The sequence below is a fragment of the Collinsella sp. AF08-23 genome (genome assembly GCF_003479805.1).
GTDB lineage: Bacteria > Actinomycetota > Coriobacteriia > Coriobacteriales > Coriobacteriaceae > Collinsella.
Genome location: NZ_QUHV01000009.1, coordinates 60580 through 81135, shown reverse-complemented (window position 1 = coordinate 81135; position 20556 = coordinate 60580). Strand labels below are relative to the sequence as shown.

The following is a 20556-nucleotide window of genomic DNA, read 5'->3' as shown; positions in this document are numbered from 1 at the left end:
CATGGCTCACGACGACGAAGCGTCACGCCCGGCCGGAGCTCACTTCGCGCAGCGCCCGACAATCGATCCGCGCGCGCCTCAGCGCCCGGATGAGACATCCCAATTCATCATGGCGGCTCAGGCGGGTGCTTCCTCCATGCGAGGAAACCGTCCCGTCTCACCCGATGAGACTGCCGTGTTCCTGCGTGCTGCGGCCTCACGCGATGCCGCTCCTGCCCCCCGGTTCGAGCCTGCGCCTATGGATGCATTTGACGAGACGAACGTATTCGACGAGATTCAGCCCGAGCCTGTCGCCTCAGTCGAGCTTTCCGAGCCGCAAGACACCTCCGTTGAGGAGGACGACCTTAGCCAGTCCGACTATGAGCAGGCTGGACGCTCGGCGGGCATGATGACCGCCCTCATCCTGGTGAGCCGTCTCACCGGCTTCGTGCGCACGTGGGCGATGGGCGCCGCGCTCGGCCTGTCCCTGCTCTCGTCTTCCTATCAGATCGCCTACAACCTGCCAAGCATGCTCTATGAGCTTGTGATCGGCGGCATGCTCATCACGGCGTTCCTGCCGGTCTACCTCGAGGTGCGCCGCGAACGTGGCGTCGCGGCGGGCAACGAGTACGTGGGCAATCTTCTCGGTATTCTGCTGCTCGTGCTGGGCGTCGCATCGGTTGTCGCCACCATCGGCGCGCCTGCGGTGATTTGGACGCAATCGTTCATGAGCGCCGACACCGGGCAGATGGACACGGCGATTTACCTCTTCCGCTTTTTCGCTATCGAGATCCTGTTCTATGGCCTGGGCTCGGTGTTCTCGGGTGTGCTCAATGCGCATCGTGATTACTTCTGGAGCAATTTCGCCCCGGTGTTGAATAACGTCGTGGTCATCGCGAGTTTCGCCGCATTCTTCGTCCTTGACGAGGTCCTCCACGTCGACCAGATCATCAGCGTCACTGTGCTCGCCGTGGGTACGACGCTCGGCGTGTTCATCCAGATGGCGTGCCAGATCCCCGCGTTGAAAAAGCACGGGGTGCATCCGCGCCTGCACGTTGATTTCTCCGACCCCAATCTGCGCAAGACCCTGGCCCTGGGCATCCCCACGCTCGCCGCGACGGTTTGCGCCTTCATAACCGCCAGCGTCCAGAATGCGGCTGCTCTGAACGTCCAACCCGAGACGGGCGCCTCGGTGGTGGCCTATTCGCGCCTGTGGTACACGCTGCCCTACGCCCTGTTCGCCGTCCCCATCACGACCGCCCTCTACACCGAGCTCGCCCGTGACGCGGCGCGCCACGATGACGATGCCGTGCGCGAGGGCGTCGCCCGGGGCATCGCGCAGATGCTCTTCATCCTCATCCCATTCGCGCTGTACCTCATCGTGTTCAGCGAGCCGCTCAATATGGTGTATTGCGTGGGCAAATTCGGGCTCGAAGGTGTGAGTCTGGTGAGCGAATACCTTTGCTGGCTCGCTCCGGCGCTGCCCATTTACGGCGTATGCGTCTTGCTCCAGAAGAGCTGCTCCGCCCTTATGGACATGAAGCCCTATGCCTTCTCGACCGTGCTCGGCGCCCTTGCGCTCGTCGTGGTCGCCTTGGGCGGCGGCGTGGCCTTGGGCGGCGGCATGCCCGTCATCGCATTTGCGACGAGCGCCTTTTACATCGTCGCCATCGTCATCACGTTGGTGTGGATGCGCAGGCGCCTCCACGGGCTGATGCTCGGCACCATGGCTCGGGGCCTGTTCTTCGGGCTCATCTTGGGTGGGATCGGCGCCGTGGCTGGCTGGGGCGCGATGCAGGCCCTCCAGTCGATTTTTGGCCCCATCATCATCCAGTCGGCGACGGGTCCAGTTGCCGCCCCCATTCTCAAGACGGTCGGCTATATCGCCGTCGCGGGTATCGTGTCCCTGATCGTGACGTTTGTGCCCGCGGTTGTCATGAAACTGCCCGAGGCGAGCATGTTCACCTCGATTCTCCGACGCTTTGCGCGTCGTTAGCGGTGGTGCTCGAGGTAATACGAAACGCAGCGGTCGGCGAGGACGTCCATCGAGTCGATGAGGTAATCGGGTTTATGCGTGAGGTCCTGATAGACGACTGATAGCTCGGTGCAGCCCACGATCACCGCATCGCACCCGTTCTCGTGCATTCGCCGTGCGAGGTCGAGGAACGCCGTGGGGTCGTAGGGGAGGTTTCGCTTGACGCGGTCGTAGATAAGCGGCATCACGATGCCGCGCTGGTCCTTCTCGCTCGGCGCCATCACCGAGAGTCCCGCATCGGACAGATAGCTTTGGAACACCCCGGAGGACAACGTGCCATCGGTCGCAAGGAGGCCGATGGTCGCGTGCTCCCCATGCATCTCGACGATTCGGGCGGTCGTTTCCCGCATGATGTTGAGTACGGGGACCGTCGCGCTTTCGGCGATCTGTTCGTAGAAATAGTGGGCGGTGTTGCAGGGAATCGCGATGAAATCGGCACCTGCGCGCTCGAGCCACAGCACGACGCGCGTCATCTCCGGAAGGGGATTGGGATTGCCGCCATCGAGGATATAGGCAGTGCGATCCGGGATCTGAGGGTCGTTGAAGACGATCATGGGGATGTTGTCCTGGTCGCAGCTGGCCGGCGTCTTCTTGATGACGAGCTCCATGAAGTATGCGGTCGCCAGCGGGCCCACGCCCCCAAGCACGCCGAGAACAGGCTTATGCATGTTTTGCTCCCTCGATGGTCTCTTGCTCACGGTAGGTCGAATCGCGCCCCGGGCCTGCCGATAAAGGGTAGAATGCGGGGTCGATGGAACGTTCGCGCCGTACGCGGTCCCACGCGACGGCGTCCATTATAGCGAAGGGATTTGTAGCTTATGAGACCCGCCCGCCCCGCCCAAAGCGACCTGCCGCGCGTGCTCGCTCCCGTCATCTTGGGGTCCGATTTCTGCTGCTATTCATATATCCGCTGCTTCTGGGAGGCGTATGGCGTCAAGCCGATCGTCCTGGCGTCTGCGGACATCAAGTCGGTGCGCAGCCGGTTTTGCGACTACCGCGTCATCCCCGGCATCGACAAGCCAGAGGTCTGCCTGCCTGAGCTCGCGCGCTTGGGCGATGAGCTCATCGCCGCGGGCAAGGTCCCGTTCCTCGTGGGCTGCGGCGACCATTATGCCCGCCTGGTGTCCGAGAACAAGCCCCAGATTGAGGAGCACTGGTACACGCCCTACCTCGACTTCGAGCTTCTCGACGACATCACGCAGAAGGAGCGCTTTTACGAGATCTGCGAGGAGATCGGCGTTCCGTACCCCAAGACGGTCTACCTCGATTGCGGCGACAAGACCGCGACGGTGGACGACGGCGGCTTCATGTATCCAGTGATCGCCAAGCCGTCGAACTCGGCTGCCTGGCACTACGCCGAGTTCGAGGGGCAGCAGAAGGTGTACCTCATCCACAGCCGCGAACAGCTCGAGGCGCTCTATAAGCAGCTCCAGGAGACGACCTACGACAAGCTCCTCATCGTCCAGGAGTTCATCCCGGGCGACGATACGCAGATCCGCATTCTGTCGACGTACCTGGACGCCGCCGGCGATCCCATCTTCATGGTGGGTGGCCGCGTGATGGTGGAGGACCACTCCCCAACTGCCATCGGCAATCCGGCGGTGATCGTGTCCGAGCAGCTCGATGCCGTGAGCAACGACGCCCTGCGCTTCATGCGCCATGTGGGGTATCGCGGCATGGCGAATTTCGACGTCAAGTACGACGAGCGTGACGGCACGTACAAGTTCTTCGAGATCAACGCCCGCCCCGGCCGTAGCTCCGATTTCGTGCGTCAGGCGGGCATCAACTTCGCCCAAGTCCAGGTGGACGATGTCCTCATGGGGGAGAAGCGCGCCCGCATCTCCAACACCAAGCCCTTCATCTACACCACGGTCCCTCCCTATGTGGTCAAGCGCTCCATTGACGACGCCGCGATTCGCAGACAGGTCCTCGATGGCTTCCGCTCCGGGCTCACCCATTACGCCCTCGATTGGGATAAGGACTGTCTGGGTCAGCGCTTCTGGTCGAGGGTGACCTACTACCACCAGATTGACAAGTTCCGCAAGTACTTCTGGGGCGACGGCGCCAAGGACTTGGCGTAACGCCGTCCGTCCAGCGGCCCAACGGCCCGAGCGCCTGAATTCCGAGGACCTATGGCAGATCCGAATACAACGCCGTCAAAGTTGCAGGTAGCGCACCCCGGCGTGCATATGCCCGTAGCGCCCTTCTCCGTGAGGGCGGCAAGCGAGCATGTGCGCGAGCAGGGCGCCGGGCATGCCCCGAGTCTTGTGGATCAGGTGGCGAAGGTGCCCACCGATCCCGGGTGTTACCTGTGGAAAGACGCCGATGGCGCCGTCATATACGTGGGCAAGGCCAAGAACCTGCGCGCGCGTCTTCGCCAGTACGTGACGCTCACCGACGATCGCGCCAAGATCCCGCTCATGATGCAGCTCGTCGCCTCGTTCGACTACATCGTGGTCGAAAGCGAGCACGAGGCGCTTGTGTTGGAGCGCGAGCTCATCGCTCAGTATCATCCGTACTTCAACGTCGATTACAAGGACGATAAATCCTATCCGTATATCGCCATCACGCGCGGGGACCTGTTTCCCGCCATCAAGTACACGCGTGAACGGCATCGCCCGGATACGCGCTATTACGGTCCCTACACCGATAGTCGCGCCGCGCGAGAGACGATCGACACGCTGCGCAAGGTGTGTCCTGTCTGCTCCGCCTCGTGTGCGGAGTGGAAGCGCGTGCGCCGTCTGCTCGACAAACGCCCCGCAGATGCCGACGTTATCGAGCTCATATGCGCACAAAAGGGGCGCCCGTGCTTTGACTACCATGTGGGAAGGGGCCCGGGCGTATGCGCCGGGATGATCTCATCGGACGAGTACGCCAAGAACGTGCGCCGTGTCGAGCGCTTCCTGTCCGGTCAGCGTCGCGAACTCACGAATGAGCTCAAGGTGGACATGGCGGATGCCGCGGCCTCACTTGATTTCGAACGCGCGGGGCGCATCAAGCGTCGGCTCGAGGTCATCGACGGCCTGGACGATCGACAGCAGGTCGTGTTTCCCACGGGCGTCGACCTCGATCTTATAGGCTTTTACCGTGAGGAGACCATTGCCGGTGCCTGCGTTTTCGTGGTGCGAGAGGGACGAGTTCAGCGCACGTGCGAGTTCATCTTGGACAAAGGCTTCGATGTGGATGAGGCTGAGCTCGTCGCGGGCTTTGTAAAACGCTATTACGATGAGACCGCCGACATTCCGGGTGAGGTGGATGTGCCGGTTGAGCTTGCCGACGCCGAGGTGATGGGGGGGTGGCTCGCCGCCAAACGCGGTCGTGCGTGCCGTCTGCATCATCCGCAACGGGGCGAAAAGCGCCGGCTGCTCGATATGGCGGCAAAGAACGCCCGGCATGCCCTCATGCGTTACATGATGCGAACGGGGTATTCCGACGATCGCACGAACCAAGCCCTGCTGCAGCTTGAGAGTGCGTTGGCCCTCGACGCGCCTCCCCTGCGCATCGAGTGCTTCGATATCTCGACCCTGCACGGCGCGTTCACCGTCGCCTCGATGGTCGTGTTCACCAATGGAAAACCCGACAAGTCTCAGTATCGCCGGTTCAAGATCCGGGCAGAGCTCGACGAGGCGAACGACTTCGTATCCATGTCCGAGGTCCTGGGACGGCGTTATGCACCCGATCGGATGGCAGATGAGCGCTTTGGCAGCCGACCCGACCTGCTTGTGGTCGACGGTGGCAAGCCGCAACTTACCGCTGCGATGCGGCAGCTCGCCGAGCTCGGGCTCGACATTCCCGTTTGCGGCCTTGCGAAGGCGGACGAGGAGGTGTTCGTCCCTTGGGATGACACTCCCATTGTGCTGCCGAGCGGCTCGGCGTCGCTGTACCTCATCAAGCAGGTGCGTGACGAGAGCCACCGGTTCGCCATCACGTTCCACCGCGAGCTGCGCGGCAAGGCCATGACGACCTCGATTCTGGATGAGGTCCCCGGCGTGGGTCCTACGCGGAAGAAGGCGATTATGCGCCACTTCGGCTCCATGAAGAAGCTCCGCGCGGCGCGTGTCGAGGAAATCGCGGCGGTGAAGGGCGTTCCCGCGGACGTGGCGCGGGCGATCTATGAGAGCCTGCGCGCACTGGATGCCGATCGTTCCGAGTAGCCCGGAGTATCTCCGGGCTCGGGGAGCACGCTGGTCGTCCCGTGTATGAAACTGGTATGAAATGTGGCAGGTTAAAAGATAGGTTTTCGATGAGTCTTAATACCAGTGAAACAAAGCAATAAGCTGCGCACTTTAGATAAATAAAGCGCTAGAATCCAGAACTGGTATTAGCGCTAGTACCAATACTGGGGAATGTCAAGAATCTCGTGAACGGTTCGATTTGCCGCCTGCGCGGAAGTCGAACCGTTCATCGAAGGGATTCTCAAAAAGCAAGGAGGTGCCGTTAGTCTTAACTTGTCTGTAATATGCGCCGCGGATGCGGCATATGAGCGCTTGATTGGAGTACCCATGCGCGATCTTCTGAACAAGGGTCTGTCCCGCCGCTCCTTCATCGGTCTCGCCGGTGGCACCGCTGCCGTTGCGGGCCTCGGCCTTGCCGGATGCGGCGGCGGTGGCAACGATGAGGGTTCCGCTCCTGCCGAGGGCGGCACCAAGGGTGGCGGCGTGATCACCGCCGGCTCCGCTTATACCACCACCAACTTCGACCCCTCCAGCACCTCCTCCGCTCTCGCTTGCGGCACCAACTGGCATGTCGTCGAGGGCCTCTATGGTCTTGACTTCCATGACTACAGCGTGTTCAACGAGCTTGCAGCCGACGATCCCGAGCAGGTCGACGACACCACCTTCGATATCGCCCTGCGCGAGGATGCCAAGTTCTCCGACGGCAATCCCGTCACCGCAGACGACGTCGTCGAGTCCTTCAAGCGCGCCAACGCCGACGGCAACATCTACGTTCCGATGCTCGCTCCTATCGCCGATATCGTGAAGAAGGATGACACCACCGTCACCGTTACCACCACGGTCCCGAACTTCTCGCTGCTCAAAGAGCGCCTCGCTATCGTCCGCGTGGTTCCCGCCTCCTCCACCAAGGAGGACATGACCGCCAAGCCCGTCGGCTCCGGCCCCTGGATGTATGAGACCATCAGTGACTCCGTTGTCGAGATGGTTCCCAACCCCGAGTACAACGGTGATCACCCGGCTCTCGACGAGAAGCTGCACTACGACATCCTCGTCGACCCGACCGCCCGCGTTCAGGCCCAGCAGGAGGGCACCACGCTCGTTATGGAGATGGTCACCGCTGACGCCGTCGATCAGCTCCAGTCCGCTGGTTGCCAGATGGACACCGTCGACGGCTTCGGCACCCGTTTCATGCTCTTCAACACCCAGAAGGCCCCGTGGGACAACGTCAAGGCCCGTCAGGCCATCATGTACGCCCTCGATTACGACAAGATGATCGAGAACGCGTTCGCCGGCCTCGCCACCGCCCCCACCTGCTACCTGCCCAGCAGCTACACCAACTACCATGAGGCCGGCACGGTCTACACTCACGATGTCGACAAGGCTAAGTCGCTTCTGGAGGAGGCCGGCGTGACCGGTGGCTCCATCAAGCTCCTCACCACCGACAACGAGCAGGTCAAGAGCATGTCCGTCCAGGTTCAGCAAGACCTCAAGGAGCTTGGTTTCGAGGCTGAGATCGTGACCCGCACCTCCGCCGACACCTATGCCGACATCGACGGCGGCGGCGATTTCGACCTCCTCCTCGCCCCTGGTGATCCTTCCTGCTTCGGCGCCGACCCCGACCTTCTCATGAACTGGTGGTATGGCGACAACGCTTGGATGAAGGTCCGTGCCCGCTGGAGCGAGTCCGCTGAGTGGAAGGAGCTCACCGAGCTCATGGCTTCCGCTCTCGGCCAGACAGGCGATGAACAGCAGGAGACCTGGAACAAGTGCTTCGACATGATCGCCGAGCAGGCCGTCCTCTACCCGGTGCTCCAGGTCAAGACGGTCACCGCCTCTTGGCGCGACACCCCGAACGGCGAAGGTGTCCGCATCGACGGCTTCAAGGGTATCGGCACCACCGGTATGTCCTTCATCGACTGCGCCACGGTTTCCGAGTAGACCGTATCATCGCAGTTTGCCCATCCTCTGTGGATGAGATGAGTACATGAACGTGGGGGGCTCGGGAGACGTGGTCTGCCCGGGTCCCCCACAAGTCATTTGCAAGTGAAGAGGGGGAAGTAGTGAATAACCTTTTGCGCCTCATCGGTCGACGTCTCGTCGCGCTGCCCATCATGGCGCTCGGCGTCACGCTGCTGGTGTTCGGCCTTATGTCGTTCACCGATCCGAGTATTCCTGCCCGCAATGCGCTTGGAGAGGGCGCATCGCAAGAGGCAATCGAGCAGTATATGGACGAGCAGGGCCTCAACGACCCGCTTCCCGAGCGGTATGTCAACTACATTGGTGGACTGCTGCAGGGTGATTTGGGCACGTACGGTGCCGGCCGCACGCCCGTTATCGACCGCATCTCGACGGCTTTGCCCGTTACGATGCAGCTCACGTTCATCGGCTTGATCATTGGCGCCGTCGTCTCGTTCGTGCTCGGCGTCATCGCCGCCCTGTATCGCGATAAATGGCCCGATCAACTCATCCGCGTGTTCTCGATCGCCGGCATCGCCACGCCGTCGTTCTGGTTCGCCGTTTTGCTGATTCTGCTGTTCTCGTCTTACATGGGTGTTCTTCCGGCGTCCGGCCCGCTGCCGCACTTCACCGCCAATCCCGGTGGGTACCTGGCCCGTATGCTCATGCCCGCCGTCGCCCTCGCGTTCCCGCTCACGGGCCAGATGACCCGTATTGTGCGTACCGCTATGGTCGAGGAGCTCGATAAGGATTACGTGCGCACGGCCCGCGGCGGCGGCCTTCCCGAGTTCGTCGTCATCGCGCGCAACGTGTTGCGTAACGCCCTCATCACGCCGGTCACCACGCTCGGCCTCAAGATCGGATACCTCATGGGCGGTGCTGTCGTCATCGAGGTCATCTTCAACCTGCCCGGCATGGGCACGGCCATCCTCGCTGGCATCACGGGCGGCGAGACCATGCTCGTCCAGGGCGTCGTCATTGTCGTGGCTCTGGCCTTCGTCATCATCAACATCGTGGTTGACATGTTGTACCTGCTCATCAACCCGCGCATTAGGACGGTGTAGGCCATGGTTAAGATTCGTGAAGAGCAGACCTCCAAACTCGAGGAGGCTGCTTCCAAGGGCATGAAGTTCGGCGGCTTCAAGAACATGAAGATGAGTAGCAAGATTTCGCTCATCCTTCTCGTTCTTGTGGCGCTCACCGCCATCTTGGCTCCGATCATCGCTCCGCATGACCCGCTCGAGATCTTTACGGCGCGTCAGGCTCCGGGCAACGGTTTCTTGTTCGGCACCGATGACAAGGGCCGCGACATCTTGTCCCGCATGCTGTACGGCGGGCGCTACTCGCTCGTCATCGGCTTTGGCGCCACCCTGTTCGCGTTGTTCTTCGGCTCGATCATCGGAGCCATCGCCGCGGTTGCCCGCAAGAGCATCTCCGAGGTCATCATGCGCCTGCTGGACATCATCATGTCCGTGCCCGGCATCGCCCTCGCCGCCGTCCTCGTGTTGATCTTGGGCAACTCCGTTCCCGCGATCATCTTCTCCATCGGTTTTATGTACACGCCGCAAATCGCCCGCATCGTGCGTGCGAACATCGTTTCGGAGTACGGTGAGGACTACGTTCGCGCCGTCATTGTCTCCGGTGCCCAGGCTCCGTGGATCCTTATCAAGCACGTCCTGCGCAACTGCATCGCCCCGATTATGGTCTTCACCGTGACCCTCGTGGCAGACGCCATCATCTTCGAGGCCTCCCTGACCTTCATCGGGGCCGGCATCACCGAGCCCACGGCCACGTGGGGCAACATCTTGGCAGATGCTCGCGGCGGCGTTCTCGCCGGTCGTTGGTGGCAGGCACTCTTCCCGGGCATCGCCATCATGGTCACCTGCCTTGCTCTGAACATCCTATCCGAGGGCCTCACCGACGCCATGGCAGCCAAGCCCGGCGCAATGGTCGCCACCGATGACGAGGACGCGGAGTCCCGCCGTGCCGACGATATTCTCGCCTCCGACCCGGTTCGCGCTTACGCCGAGCAGGCCGAGAGCCTCAATCGCCGCCTGGCTGCCCTGCGCGACGTGGAGCTCAAGCGCACGGATCGCCATGTACCCGACTTGAGCGTCCCGCCGCTGCTGCGGGTCAAGAACCTCTCGATCAACTTCGACCACCACGGCGACGTCAATGTCGTCGACAGCGTGTCCTTTGACGTGCGACCGGGTCAGTGCATGGCTTTGGTGGGTGAGTCCGGATGCGGAAAGTCCATCACCACCAAGGTCATCATGAGCCTGACCGATGCCGATGAGCATATGACTGGCGAGGTCCTCTTCGATGGTCAGGATCTTCTCAAACTGACCAAAGAAGAGCACCGTCAACTTCTCGGGCACGAGATCGCCATGGTGTATCAGGACGCCTTGTCCTCGCTCAATCCCTCCATGCTCATCTCGGCTCAGATGAAGCAGCTCACGAGCCGTGGCGGCACCCGTTCCGCCGAAGAGCTCCTCGAGCTCGTCGGCCTCGATCCCAAACGCACGCTCGAGAGCTATCCCCACGAGCTCTCTGGCGGCCAGCGCCAGCGTGTGCTCATCGCCATGGCCCTCACCCGCGATCCCAAGCTCGTCATCTGCGACGAGCCCACGACCGCCTTGGACGTGACCGTCCAAAAGCAGGTCATCAAGCTTTTGAACGACCTGCAGTCCCAGCTCGGCTTCGCCATGATCTTCGTCTCCCATGACCTCGCGCTCGTCGCCGAGGTGGCAAGCGAGATCACGGTCATGTACGCCGGCCAGGTCATCGAGCAGGCGCCTACCAAGGAGCTCCTCACCAACCCGATCCACGAGTATACGCGCGGCCTGCTCGGCTCAGTGCTCTCCATCGAGGAGGGCGCTAAGGACGGCACGCGCCTGCACCAGGTTCCCGGTTCGGTCCCGTCCCCACAGGACTTCCCCAAGGGCGATCGCTTCGCTCCGCGCTCGAGCCATCCGACGCTCGGCCTAGACGTCCATCCCGTCATGAAGCAGCTGCCCGGCAAGAACCACGTGTTCTCCGAGTTGCCTGACGCGTATCTCAAGGAGAACGGCCTCACGCCGTATCTTGAGAAGATTGCCACCACGACCGCACAGGAGGTGATGTAGATGAGCGCCGCCGCTGAGAAGGAGCCGACCATCTTCCTCGACGACATCTCCGTCACGTTCAAGACGCGCACCGGCTCGCTTTTGCATCCCAATCTGGTGCACGCCGTCAATCACGTCACCATCAAGCTCATGCCCGGCGAGACGATCGGCATTGTGGGCGAGTCCGGTTGTGGCAAGTCCACCACCGCGAACGTCATGTGCGGCCTGCAGTCGCCGACGTCCGGCAAGGTCTATTTCAAGGGCGAGGACGTGACCAAGCGCACTGCCGACCTGCGTCGCAAGATGGGTCGCGTGGTCTCCGTCGTCTTCCAGGACCCCGCCACCGCGCTCAACCCGCGCATGATCGTTCACGACCAGCTACTCGACCCGTTGCTCGTCCATAAGGTCGGCAGCACCGCCGAGCAGGAGAAGCGCATCAAGGAGCTCGTCGAGCTCGTCGGCCTGCCCAAGAGCGCGCTTCGTGCCATGCCCGGCCAGCTTTCCGGCGGTCAGCGCCAGCGCGTCGCCATCGCCCGTGCGATGTCGCTCAACCCGTCCGCTATCATCGCAGACGAGCCGACATCCGCCCTCGACGTATCAGTCCGCGCACAGATTCTGAATCTGCTCACCGATCTTAAGAAGGACCTGGGCCTGTCGATGATGTTCATCTCGCATGATATTCAGACGGTTCGCTATATCTCCGATAAGATCGTCGTCATGAATCACGGCCAGATTATGGAGGAGGGGCCGGCAAAGCAGGTCTTTGAGAACCCGCAAGACCCCTACACAAAGATGCTGCTCGGTGCAGCGCCCTCGCTGCTTCACCCGAACCTCGGGAAATAAGCGGCTGTCAGTCGCGGCGCGTACGGGCCTCGTGCGCGCCGCCTTTCTTCGCGGGCATGCGCGAAGTATGCCTTTTGCGAGCCAGGTATGATAGATGCCCGGCGTGTGCCGGGAATACGGATAAGGAGTACACAACAATGGCTAACAAACTTTATCGTGGCGTCATCCCGCCGGTTGTCGTCCCCGACACCGAGGACCGTCAGCTCGACGTCGCCTCGTTCGAGCGCAATATCAACCGCATGATCGAAGCGGGTGTCGACGGCCTGTTCTTCCTCGGCTCCTCGGGCGAGGTCGTATTTTCGACCGACGAGCGTCGCGACGAGATCATCCGTGAGGCCGTTCGCATCGTCGACCATCGTGTTCCCGTGTTCGTGGGCATTATCGATACCGAGACCGAGCGCGTGCTCGAGCACGGCCGTCGCGCACAGGAGCTTGGTGCCGATGTCCTCGTCGCAACCTGCCCGTTCTATGCCCTTGGTGGCCTTGCCGAGGTGGAGGAGCACTTCCGCATCCTGCATGAGGAGCTCGATCTTCCCATCTTTGCCTACGACATCCCCGTGTGCGTCCACACCAAGCTTCCTTGGAGGCTCCTTGCCAAGCTTGGTGCCGAGGGCGTTCTCGCCGGCGTCAAAGACTCCTCCGGCGACGACATTTCCTTCCGCTATCTCTGCCAGGAGAACGAGAAGCTCGGCCACCCGCTGAGCTTGCTCACCGGTCACGAGATCGTGGTCGATGGCGCATATCTCTCCGGCGCCGATGGTTCCGTGCCCGGTTTGGGTAACGTTGACCCCGATGGCTACGTGCGCATGTGGAAGGCCGCCGAGGCGGGAGACTGGGCGACGGTCAAGCTCGAGCAGGATAAGCTCAACGAGCTCTCCCATATCTTTGATTGTACCGATGGCGTGCAGGGTTACGGCGCGGGTGTGGGTGCTTTCAAGACCGCCCTCATGCTCATGGGTATCTTTGAGTCCAACCAGATGCTTCGCCCGGTCAAGGCACTCGAGGGCAAGAACGTTGAGGCGATCCGCGAGGTCCTCGCTGCCAGCGGCCTGCTGTAAGATTCGGCAAAGTCCGACCGCGTGCACGTTGAAGGGCACGCGGTCGGTACGTGTATTGGGAGGTTGAGCATGTCTCTTGAACCCCGCTACGTGTGTTCCGTCGATATCGGTGGTACCAAGATCGCCAGCGCCATCCTTGAGTATCCCGCTTCGGGCGGCCGCCCCCAGGTGGTGTATAGCGCCGAGGTGCCCACGTGCGCCCAAGAGGGTGGCGAGGCCGTGTACGCGCGCATCGAAGGCGCAATCCGTGCGGCGCTCGAGGAAAAACCTGAGCTCAGGGTGCTCGGCGTAGGCTTAGGTTCGGCTGGCGTGGTCGATCCCAAGACGGGGGCAATCGCCTATGCTAACGCGATCATGCCCGGCTGGAGTGGGATCGAGCTTGGGCCGCGTTTGCGCGAGGCTCTGAATATGCCGGTCGAGGTCATAGGCGATGTGCAGGCACATGCGCTGGGCGAGGCCCATTGGGGCGCGGGCCGCGGCCATTACTCCGTGTTGTGTTTGGGTATCGGCACGGGCATCGGCGGCGGCTACGTTGAGGACGGTCGCGCCATGCGCGGCTTCCACGGTGCCGCCGGCCACATGGGTCACATCGAGTGCACGGCTGCGGCAGGCATCGACTGCGCCTGTGGGCGTTCGGGCCATCTCGAGTCCGTGGCCTCAGGCACTTCGATCGGGCGCATGTTCGATGAGCGCTACGGTCGAGTGGATGGAAGCCGTCCCTCAGTGGGCCGCGACGTCAACGATCTGTGTTGTGCTGCTGACGAGCGCGGCGTCGACGTCATCCACGATGCCGGCTTTTCGCTCGGTGCGAGCCTGGGCTCCCTGGCCAACATTCTCGACCCCGAGGTGATTGTCCTTTCCGGTGGCGTCATCCATGGCAAGGACGGTTGGAGAAGCGTCACTTGGCGCGACTCCATCCGTGAGGGCTTTGCCAGCCAAGCGCTCGACCCACTGCTCGACACGCCGATTCTCATCGGCACCCTCGAGGGCGAGGCCCCTCTTATCGGCGCCGCCGAGAACCTTTTAGCGTCACTTTAGTCGGGCGGCTTTCCACTGCACCCCACCTCGCCCTTCAATCGTCGGGTGCCGCACGCCGGGCGTGCGCCCTCCTCATTCAAGGCGATCTGCAGCACTTGGGAAGGCCTTGGAAACCCCATACATCCGGGTAGATTTAACCTGCAAGGAGTAATCCTATGAACCCCATTATTGAATCGCTTAAGGGCAGGCTCATTGTGAGCGTCCAGGCATACCCCGGCGAACCACTGCGTACGCCCGAGCACATGGCGGCCATGAGCCGCGCCTGCGAGCTCGGCGGGGCGGCCGCCATCCGCTGTCAGGGTCTTTCCGACATCGCGGCCATCAAGGGCCGCGTGGAGATTCCCGTCATCGGCCTGTGGAAGGACGGACACGAGGGCGTCTATATCACCCCGACGCTGCGCCATGCCCGCGCGTGCATCGCCGCCGGTGCCGATATCGTTGCCATTGATGCCACGGACCGCCCGCGCCCCGACGGTAAAACGCTTGAGGACACGGTTCGCCCCCTCAAGGAGGAGGGCATCCTGCTCATGGCCGACTGCATGACCATCGAGGATATCCGCCGTGCCGTCGAGCTTGGATTCGACCTCGTGTCGACCACGTTGTCGCACAACAAACCGGCGATCGAAACCACGCTGGACGAGGGTCCGGACCTACCGCTGCTGCGTCAAGCCACCTCGGAGTTCCCTAACCTGCCCATCATTTGCGAGGGTCATGTCCACACCCCCGCCGAGGGCCGCGCCGCCATCGACGCCGGTGCCTGGGCCGTGGTGGTGGGCACTGCAATCACGCACCCCACAAGCCTCACCAGCTGGTTCAAGGCCGCGCTTGAGGAGTAGGCCCACCTGTCGGCCGGGGATATATTCTCTGCGGGCGCGGTTCCGCTTCGCTCCACAAAACACCCTCCAAGAATATACCCCCGGCTTTAAGGCGATATTGACGATCGAAAATGCCCCGCCTCATGTGAGGTGGGGCTTTTTACTGAGAAGGCTCATGATGCCGTAACGCGAAAGAGTGGGGCATATCATTCCGCACACAGTTTCGCACGAGCCGGGACTGTTTGAGCACGGGGATGATATGCCCGCCCTCTCGAGCAGTCGACCAAGTAGGTATACTGGTGGCAGTTGAACAGGAGGCACCATGTCAGATTCGAACAGCATCACCTCGGCTGAGCTTGCCGATCGCGTACCGGACATCGTCATCATCACGGGCATGTCGGGCTCGGGCCGTACGCAGGCGATGCACGTGTTCGAAGACATGGGTTACTACTGCATCGATAACCTGCCGCCGAGCCTCATCTTGCAACTCGCTGAAATCATCGGCATCAACTCCGGCGTGGGGCGCCACCTATGTGTGACGAGCGACCTGCGCAGCCAAGGCCTGTTTGACGAGTTGCTCGATACCATCGACTCACTGCGAGCTCATGAGATGACCTGCAAGGTCGTGTTCCTCGAGGCCTCCGATGAGGTGCTCATCCGCCGGTACAGTGAGAATCGTCGTCGCCATCCACTCGCGAAGCAGGGCGATACCACGGCAGATGCCATCCAGCGTGAGCGCATCGCCCTTTCGAGCATCCGCGAACGAGCCGACATGGTCATCGATACGAGCCGCATGCGCACGTCCGCCCTGCGCAAGCGTCTCCAGACCGCTTTTTCCGAGCTGACCGACCAACAGCTCATGGATGTCCATGTGTTCTCGTTCGGCTTCAAACACGGCTTGCCCGTCGAGGCCGATCTCATGATTGACGTCCGCTTCCTGCCCAATCCCTTCTACGACCCCGAAATGCGGACACTCACGGGCCTCGATGCAATGGTGGCGGACTTCGTGATCGAGCATCCCAAGACGAAGGAGTTCCTCGATGCGTGGTTCAAGCTTCTCGACGTCGTGATGCCGGGTTACATCGCGGAGGGCAAGCCCCAACTTTCCATTGCCGTGGGCTGTACGGGCGGCCAGCATCGTAGCGTTGCCATTGCGGAGGCGACCGGCCGCTATCTCGAGCGCCAGCACTATCACGTGGGCATCTCGCATCGCGATCTTGCCAAGGCGAACCTCAGGGGGTAGTCCGTGTCGTTTACCGCCGAAGTCCGCGACGAGCTCGCGCGCTGTGCGCCCGAGTGCGCATACTGCGACGTCTCCACACTCTCAGCGCTCGTGCGCGTGTGCGGCACCCTTTCCATCACGGGCAAGGGAGGCTATCAGCTGCAGGTCGCCACCGAGACAGGTGCCGTGGCACGTACGATGATCGAGCTCACGCACAAGATCCTCAAGCTCAAAACCGATCTCACGGTCCGCCGATCGATTTTGCATAAAGTCCGTAACTACCTCATCGTCCTGCCCGACCAGCCCGACCTTGAGAAGGCCCTCGTTTTACTGGGGATTCTCGATCGGTCGGGGAGCCTGGTCCAAGGGGTGCCCCGACATGTCGCCAACCGCGCCTGCTGTCGAAGGGCCTTTGTGCGTGGGAGCCTCATCGCCGGCGGGTTCGTCGCCGATCCCAAGGGCGACTTTCATTTGGAGATCGCTGTGCAGGGGGAGCAGTTTGCCCACGACCTTGCGAGCCTCATCGCGGGCATGGGCGTGAAGGCGCGCGTCAACCCCCGTCGCGGCGCGTATGCGGTCTACATAAAGAGCGCGGAGGACATTAAGCGCTTGCTCTCGCGCTTGGGTGCCGAGCGCGCAGTGTCTGAGATCGAGGACGCCCGTGCGGTCAAGTCGGTCAAGAACGAGGTGAATCGCCGGGTCAATGCCGAGCTTGCAAACCAGACGCGGTCGGCTGGCGCTGCGCAACGGCAACTCGAGCTCATTGAAGCTCTTGAGAAACTGGGCTTGCGGCGCAGCTTGCCCGAGGGACTCGAGACCTTTTGCGCGTTGCGCGAGTCCCATCCAGACTTGTCTCTCAGAGATCTGGGGGAGCTTGCGGATCCGCCGCTTTCGAAATCGGCCTTGTACCATCGCGTCTTGCGCCTCGAGAAGATGGTGGAGGAGGCGCACACGGGCACCGCCGAACCGTGACCCCCTGCTTGAAGGCTCATGGCGGGGGAGAAAGATACGCTCAGACATGATGAAGCGTTTCAACAGGCGAGATTTATCCGAAAGTTCCCAATCCCGCGAATGAGCAAGCGGAAAACGGTTATATTTGGTGAGTGGTTAGTTTTCGGACTTCAACGGCGGGCAGGGAGCCCGCGGGAGGTCCAATGAAAGGAGACACACATGGCAGTTAAGGTTGCTATCAACGGCTTCGGTCGTATCGGTCGTCTGGCCTTCCGTCAGATGTTCGGTCACGAGGGCTCCGAGATCGTCGCCATCAACGACCTCACCTCTCCCGACATGCTCGCGTACCTGCTGAAGTACGACTCCACGCAGGGCAACTACTCCCGCGATCACAAGGTTGAGGCCACCGAGGACTCCATCATCGTCGACGGCAAGGAGATCAAGATCTACGCCGAGGCTGACGCTAACAACCTGCCTTGGGGCGACCTCGACGTCGACGTCGTGCTCGAGTGCACCGGTTTCTACACCTCCAAGGCCAAGGCCCAGGCTCACATCAACGCTGGCGCCAAGAAGGTCGTCATCTCCGCTCCTGCGGGCAACGACCTCCCGACCATCGTCTACAACGTGAACCACGAGGATCTCACGGCTGAGGACAACATCATCTCCGCCGCTTCCTGCACCACCAACTGCCTCGCCCCGATGGCCAAGGGTCTGAACGACTTCGCTCCCATCGTGTCCGGCATCATGACCACCATTCACGCCTGGACCGGCGACCAGATGCCGCTCGACGGCCCGCAGCGCAAGGGCAACAAGCGTCGTGGCCGCGCCTGCGCCGTCAACATCGTCCCCAACAGCACCGGTGCCGCCAAGGCCATCGGCCTCGTTCTCCCCGAGCTCAACGGCAAGCTCATCGGTGCCGCTCAGCGCGTTCCTACGCCGACCGGCTCCCTCACCAACCTCTACGCCGTTGTTGACAAGGAGGTCACCGTCGATGAGGTCAACGCCGCTATGAAGGCTTACGCCGAGACCATCTCCGAGACCTTCGCCTACAACGAGGACGACATCGTCTCCACCGACATCATCGGCGAGACCCACGGCTCCATCTTCGACGCCACCCAGACCATGTGCAACCCGCTGGGCAACGGCCAGACCCTGGTGCAGGTCGTCTCTTGGTACGACAACGAGAACTCCTACACCTCCCAGATGGTCCGCACCATCAAGTACTTCGAGAAGTTCGTCGCCTAAGTTGAGCGGCTTCTCTCGCATCTAGACCAAGCGTCTATAGGAGGGCGCGGCCTCATGGCGTATGCCCGGGGTCGCGCCCTTTTTACCTGCAAGAGGCGATACCGCCCTTGCTCGATACAGAAAGGATTGGACATGGCTTTCACTAAGAAGACCGTCCGCGACATCGACGTCGACGGCAAGCGCGTCCTCGTCCGCGTCGACTTCAACGTGCCGATCAAGGATGGCGTCGTGGGCGACACCACCCGCATCCAGGCCGCTCTCCCGACCATCAAGTACCTGGTCGATCACAACGCTCGCGTCATCCTCATGAGCCACCTCGGCCGTCCGGATGGCACCGGCTTCCAGGCTGAGTTCTCCCTCGAGCCCGTTGCCGCCAAGCTCGCCGAGCTCTCCGGTCTTGACGTGACCTTCGTTGCCGATACCTATGGCGAGAAGGCCGCCGCTGCCGTTGAGGCGCTCGAGGCCGGCAAGGTTCTCGTGCTCGAGAACGTCCGCTTTGACAAGCGCGAGAAGAAGAACGACCCCGAGATCGCCAAGATCCTGGCCTCCTACGGTGACGTCTTCGTGCTCGACGCCTTTGGTACCGCTCACCGCTCTCAGGGATCCGTGGTCGGCCCCGCCGCCTACCTGCCCGCCGTCGCTGGCTTCCTGCTCGAGAAGGAGGTCGACACGCTGACCGGCATCTTCGCCGCTCCCGAGCGTCCCTTCGTCGCTATCGTCGGCGGCTCCAAGGTCTCCTCTAAGATCGGCGTGCTCGATCACCTCATCGATTCTGCCGACACCCTGATCATCGGCGGTGGCATGGCCTACACCTTCTTCCTGGCCAAGGGCTACAAGACCGTCGGTACCTCCCTCAAAGAGGAGGACTGGGTCGAGCGCGCTGCCGAGATGCTCAAGAAGGCCGAGGACAAGGGCGTTCAGATTCTGCTTCCGATCGACAACGTCGTTGCCGACCACTTCGGTGAGGACGCTACCGGCGAGGTCGTCGCTTCCGACTCCATCCCCGAAGACCGCATGGGCATGGACATCGGACCCAAGACCGAGGCGCTGTACGCCGAGGCCATCAAGGGCGCCAAGACCGTGTTCTGGAACGGCCCCATGGGCGTCTTCGAGTTCGATAACTTCGCCCACGGCACTCAGGCTGTCGCCGAGGCTGTTGCCGAGCTCAAGGACAACGGTGGAACGTCCATCATCGGTGGCGGCGATTCCGTCGCGGCCGTCAACAAGTTCGACCTTGCCGACAAGATGAGCTGGATCTCCACCGGTGGTGGCGCTTCCATGGAGCTCGTCGAGGGCAAGGCTCTTCCTGGAGTGGAGGCTCTGAACGATGCCGAGTAACCGTACCACCTTTATTGCGGGCAACTGGAAGATGAACAACGACCGCGAGGAGGCCAAGGCTCTCGCCTCCGCCCTCGTCGAGGCCCTGCCCGAGGTTCCCGCGGGCGTCGAGGTGTGCGTCTGCCCCCCGACGATCGATCTGTGCTGCGTCTCCCACAAGCTTGACGGCTCCGCTGTCAAGCTCGGTGCCCAGAACGTCTACTTTGAGGCCAAGGGTGCCTATACCGGTGAGACCTCCGTTGCCATGCTCAAGTCCGTTCCGGTGCAGTACTGCATCATCGGTCACTCCGAGCGTCGCGACTGCTTCCACGAGACCGACGAAGATCAGAACAAGAAGGCCGCCGCGCTCATCGCCGGTGGCATCGTTCCGATCTTCTGCTGCGGCGAGCCCCTTGAGGTCCGCGAGTCCGGCACCTATGTTGAGCACGTGGTGGCTCAGGTGAAGGCTGGCTTGACCGGTCTCGAGGTCACCGATCCTTCCCAGCTCGTTGTCGCTTACGAGCCCATTTGGGCCATCGGCACCGGCAAGACCGCCACTGCCGATGATGCCCAGGAGGTCTGCGGCGCCGTGCGTGAGGCTCTCGCCGAGATCTTCGGCGCCGAGCTCGCCGAAGGCATCCGCGTTCTGTACGGCGGCTCCGCCAAGCCCGGCAATATCGCCGAGCTCGTGGCCAAGCCCGATGTGGACGGCGCCCTCGTGGGTGGCGCGTCCCTCGTGGCCGAGGACTTTGCTTCGATGGTCGTGAAGGCCGCGGAGTAGCACCCGTTAGGTCCCGGGCCGTGGCGCAGCGCGCTGC

Annotated in this window: 16 protein-coding genes; 15 read left to right on the top strand and 1 reads right to left on the bottom strand. The window is 62.1% G+C overall.

The genetic code is table 11. The annotated features are described in order from the left end of the window. The first annotated feature begins 1 nt into the window (after position 1). The gene (gene murJ / locus DWV48_RS06495; protein ID WP_118654007.1) at positions 2–1975 is read left to right on the top strand and encodes a murein biosynthesis integral membrane protein MurJ; all 1974 of its coding nucleotides are present in this window, start codon (positions 2–4) and stop codon (positions 1973–1975) included. Here murJ and DWV48_RS06490 read toward each other — a convergent pair. Continuing rightward, complete coding sequence (locus tag DWV48_RS06490) at positions 1972–2682, bottom strand: aspartate/glutamate racemase family protein (RefSeq protein ID WP_118654006.1); 711 nt, start codon at positions 2680–2682, stop codon at positions 1972–1974. The genes murJ and DWV48_RS06490 overlap by 4 nt on opposite strands. A 150-nt stretch (positions 2683–2832) precedes the next feature. Here DWV48_RS06490 and DWV48_RS06485 point away from each other — a divergent pair, with 150 nt between their 5' ends. The 14 genes from DWV48_RS06485 (at position 2833) to tpiA (ending at position 20519) form a co-directional block, all read left to right on the top strand. Next, positions 2833–4095, top strand: coding sequence for a hypothetical protein (locus DWV48_RS06485; RefSeq protein WP_118654005.1), 1263 nt, complete (start codon positions 2833–2835; stop codon positions 4093–4095). 108 nt (positions 4096–4203) lie between these two features. After that, the gene (gene uvrC, locus DWV48_RS06480) at positions 4204–6168 is read left to right on the top strand and encodes an excinuclease ABC subunit UvrC (protein WP_118654004.1); all 1965 of its coding nucleotides are present in this window, start codon (positions 4204–4206) and stop codon (positions 6166–6168) included. A 348-nt stretch (positions 6169–6516) separates the two neighbouring features. Next, on the top strand, positions 6517–8127 hold the full coding sequence (locus tag DWV48_RS06475; RefSeq protein WP_118654003.1) for an ABC transporter substrate-binding protein: 1611 nt from the start codon (positions 6517–6519) through the stop codon (positions 8125–8127). 122 nt (positions 8128–8249) lie between these two features. After that, entirely contained in the window at positions 8250–9209 is a 960-nt protein-coding gene (locus DWV48_RS06470; RefSeq protein WP_118654002.1) for an ABC transporter permease, read from the top strand. 3 nt (positions 9210–9212) lie between these two features. Then, entirely contained in the window at positions 9213–11270 is a 2058-nt protein-coding gene (locus DWV48_RS06465; protein ID WP_118654001.1) for a dipeptide/oligopeptide/nickel ABC transporter permease/ATP-binding protein, read from the top strand. Further along, positions 11271–12092 carry an ABC transporter ATP-binding protein gene (locus tag DWV48_RS06460; protein WP_118654000.1) on the top strand — a complete coding sequence of 274 codons (822 nt, stop codon included), beginning with the start codon at positions 11271–11273 and terminating at the stop codon, positions 12090–12092. A gap of 137 nt (positions 12093–12229) precedes the next feature. Continuing rightward, entirely contained in the window at positions 12230–13150 is a 921-nt protein-coding gene (locus DWV48_RS06455; RefSeq protein WP_118653999.1) for a dihydrodipicolinate synthase family protein, read from the top strand. Between the two features lie 69 nt (positions 13151–13219). Continuing rightward, a complete protein-coding gene (locus tag DWV48_RS06450) occupies positions 13220–14188 on the top strand; it encodes an ROK family protein (protein ID WP_118653998.1) in 969 nt (322 codons plus the stop codon). 155 nt (positions 14189–14343) lie between these two features. Next, positions 14344–15024, top strand: coding sequence for an N-acetylmannosamine-6-phosphate 2-epimerase (locus tag DWV48_RS06445; RefSeq protein WP_118653997.1), 681 nt, complete (start codon positions 14344–14346; stop codon positions 15022–15024). Positions 15025–15325: 301 nt separating this feature from the next. Next, positions 15326–16246 carry an RNase adapter RapZ gene (gene rapZ, locus DWV48_RS06440; RefSeq protein ID WP_118653996.1) on the top strand — a complete coding sequence of 307 codons (921 nt, stop codon included), beginning with the start codon at positions 15326–15328 and terminating at the stop codon, positions 16244–16246. Between the two features lie 3 nt (positions 16247–16249). Next, a complete protein-coding gene (gene whiA, locus DWV48_RS06435) occupies positions 16250–17197 on the top strand; it encodes a DNA-binding protein WhiA (protein ID WP_118653995.1) in 948 nt (315 codons plus the stop codon). Positions 17198–17395: 198 nt separating this feature from the next. Then, positions 17396–18421, top strand: a complete 1026-nt coding sequence (gene gap / locus DWV48_RS06430) for a type I glyceraldehyde-3-phosphate dehydrogenase (RefSeq protein ID WP_118653994.1) — start codon at positions 17396–17398, stop codon at positions 18419–18421. Between the two features lie 132 nt (positions 18422–18553). After that, positions 18554–19759, top strand: coding sequence for a phosphoglycerate kinase (gene pgk / locus DWV48_RS06425; RefSeq protein ID WP_118653993.1), 1206 nt, complete (start codon positions 18554–18556; stop codon positions 19757–19759). After that, complete coding sequence (gene tpiA, locus DWV48_RS06420) at positions 19749–20519, top strand: triose-phosphate isomerase (RefSeq protein ID WP_118653992.1); 771 nt, start codon at positions 19749–19751, stop codon at positions 20517–20519. Before pgk ends, tpiA begins: the two co-directional genes overlap by 11 nt. The last annotated feature ends 37 nt before the right edge of the window (positions 20520–20556 follow it).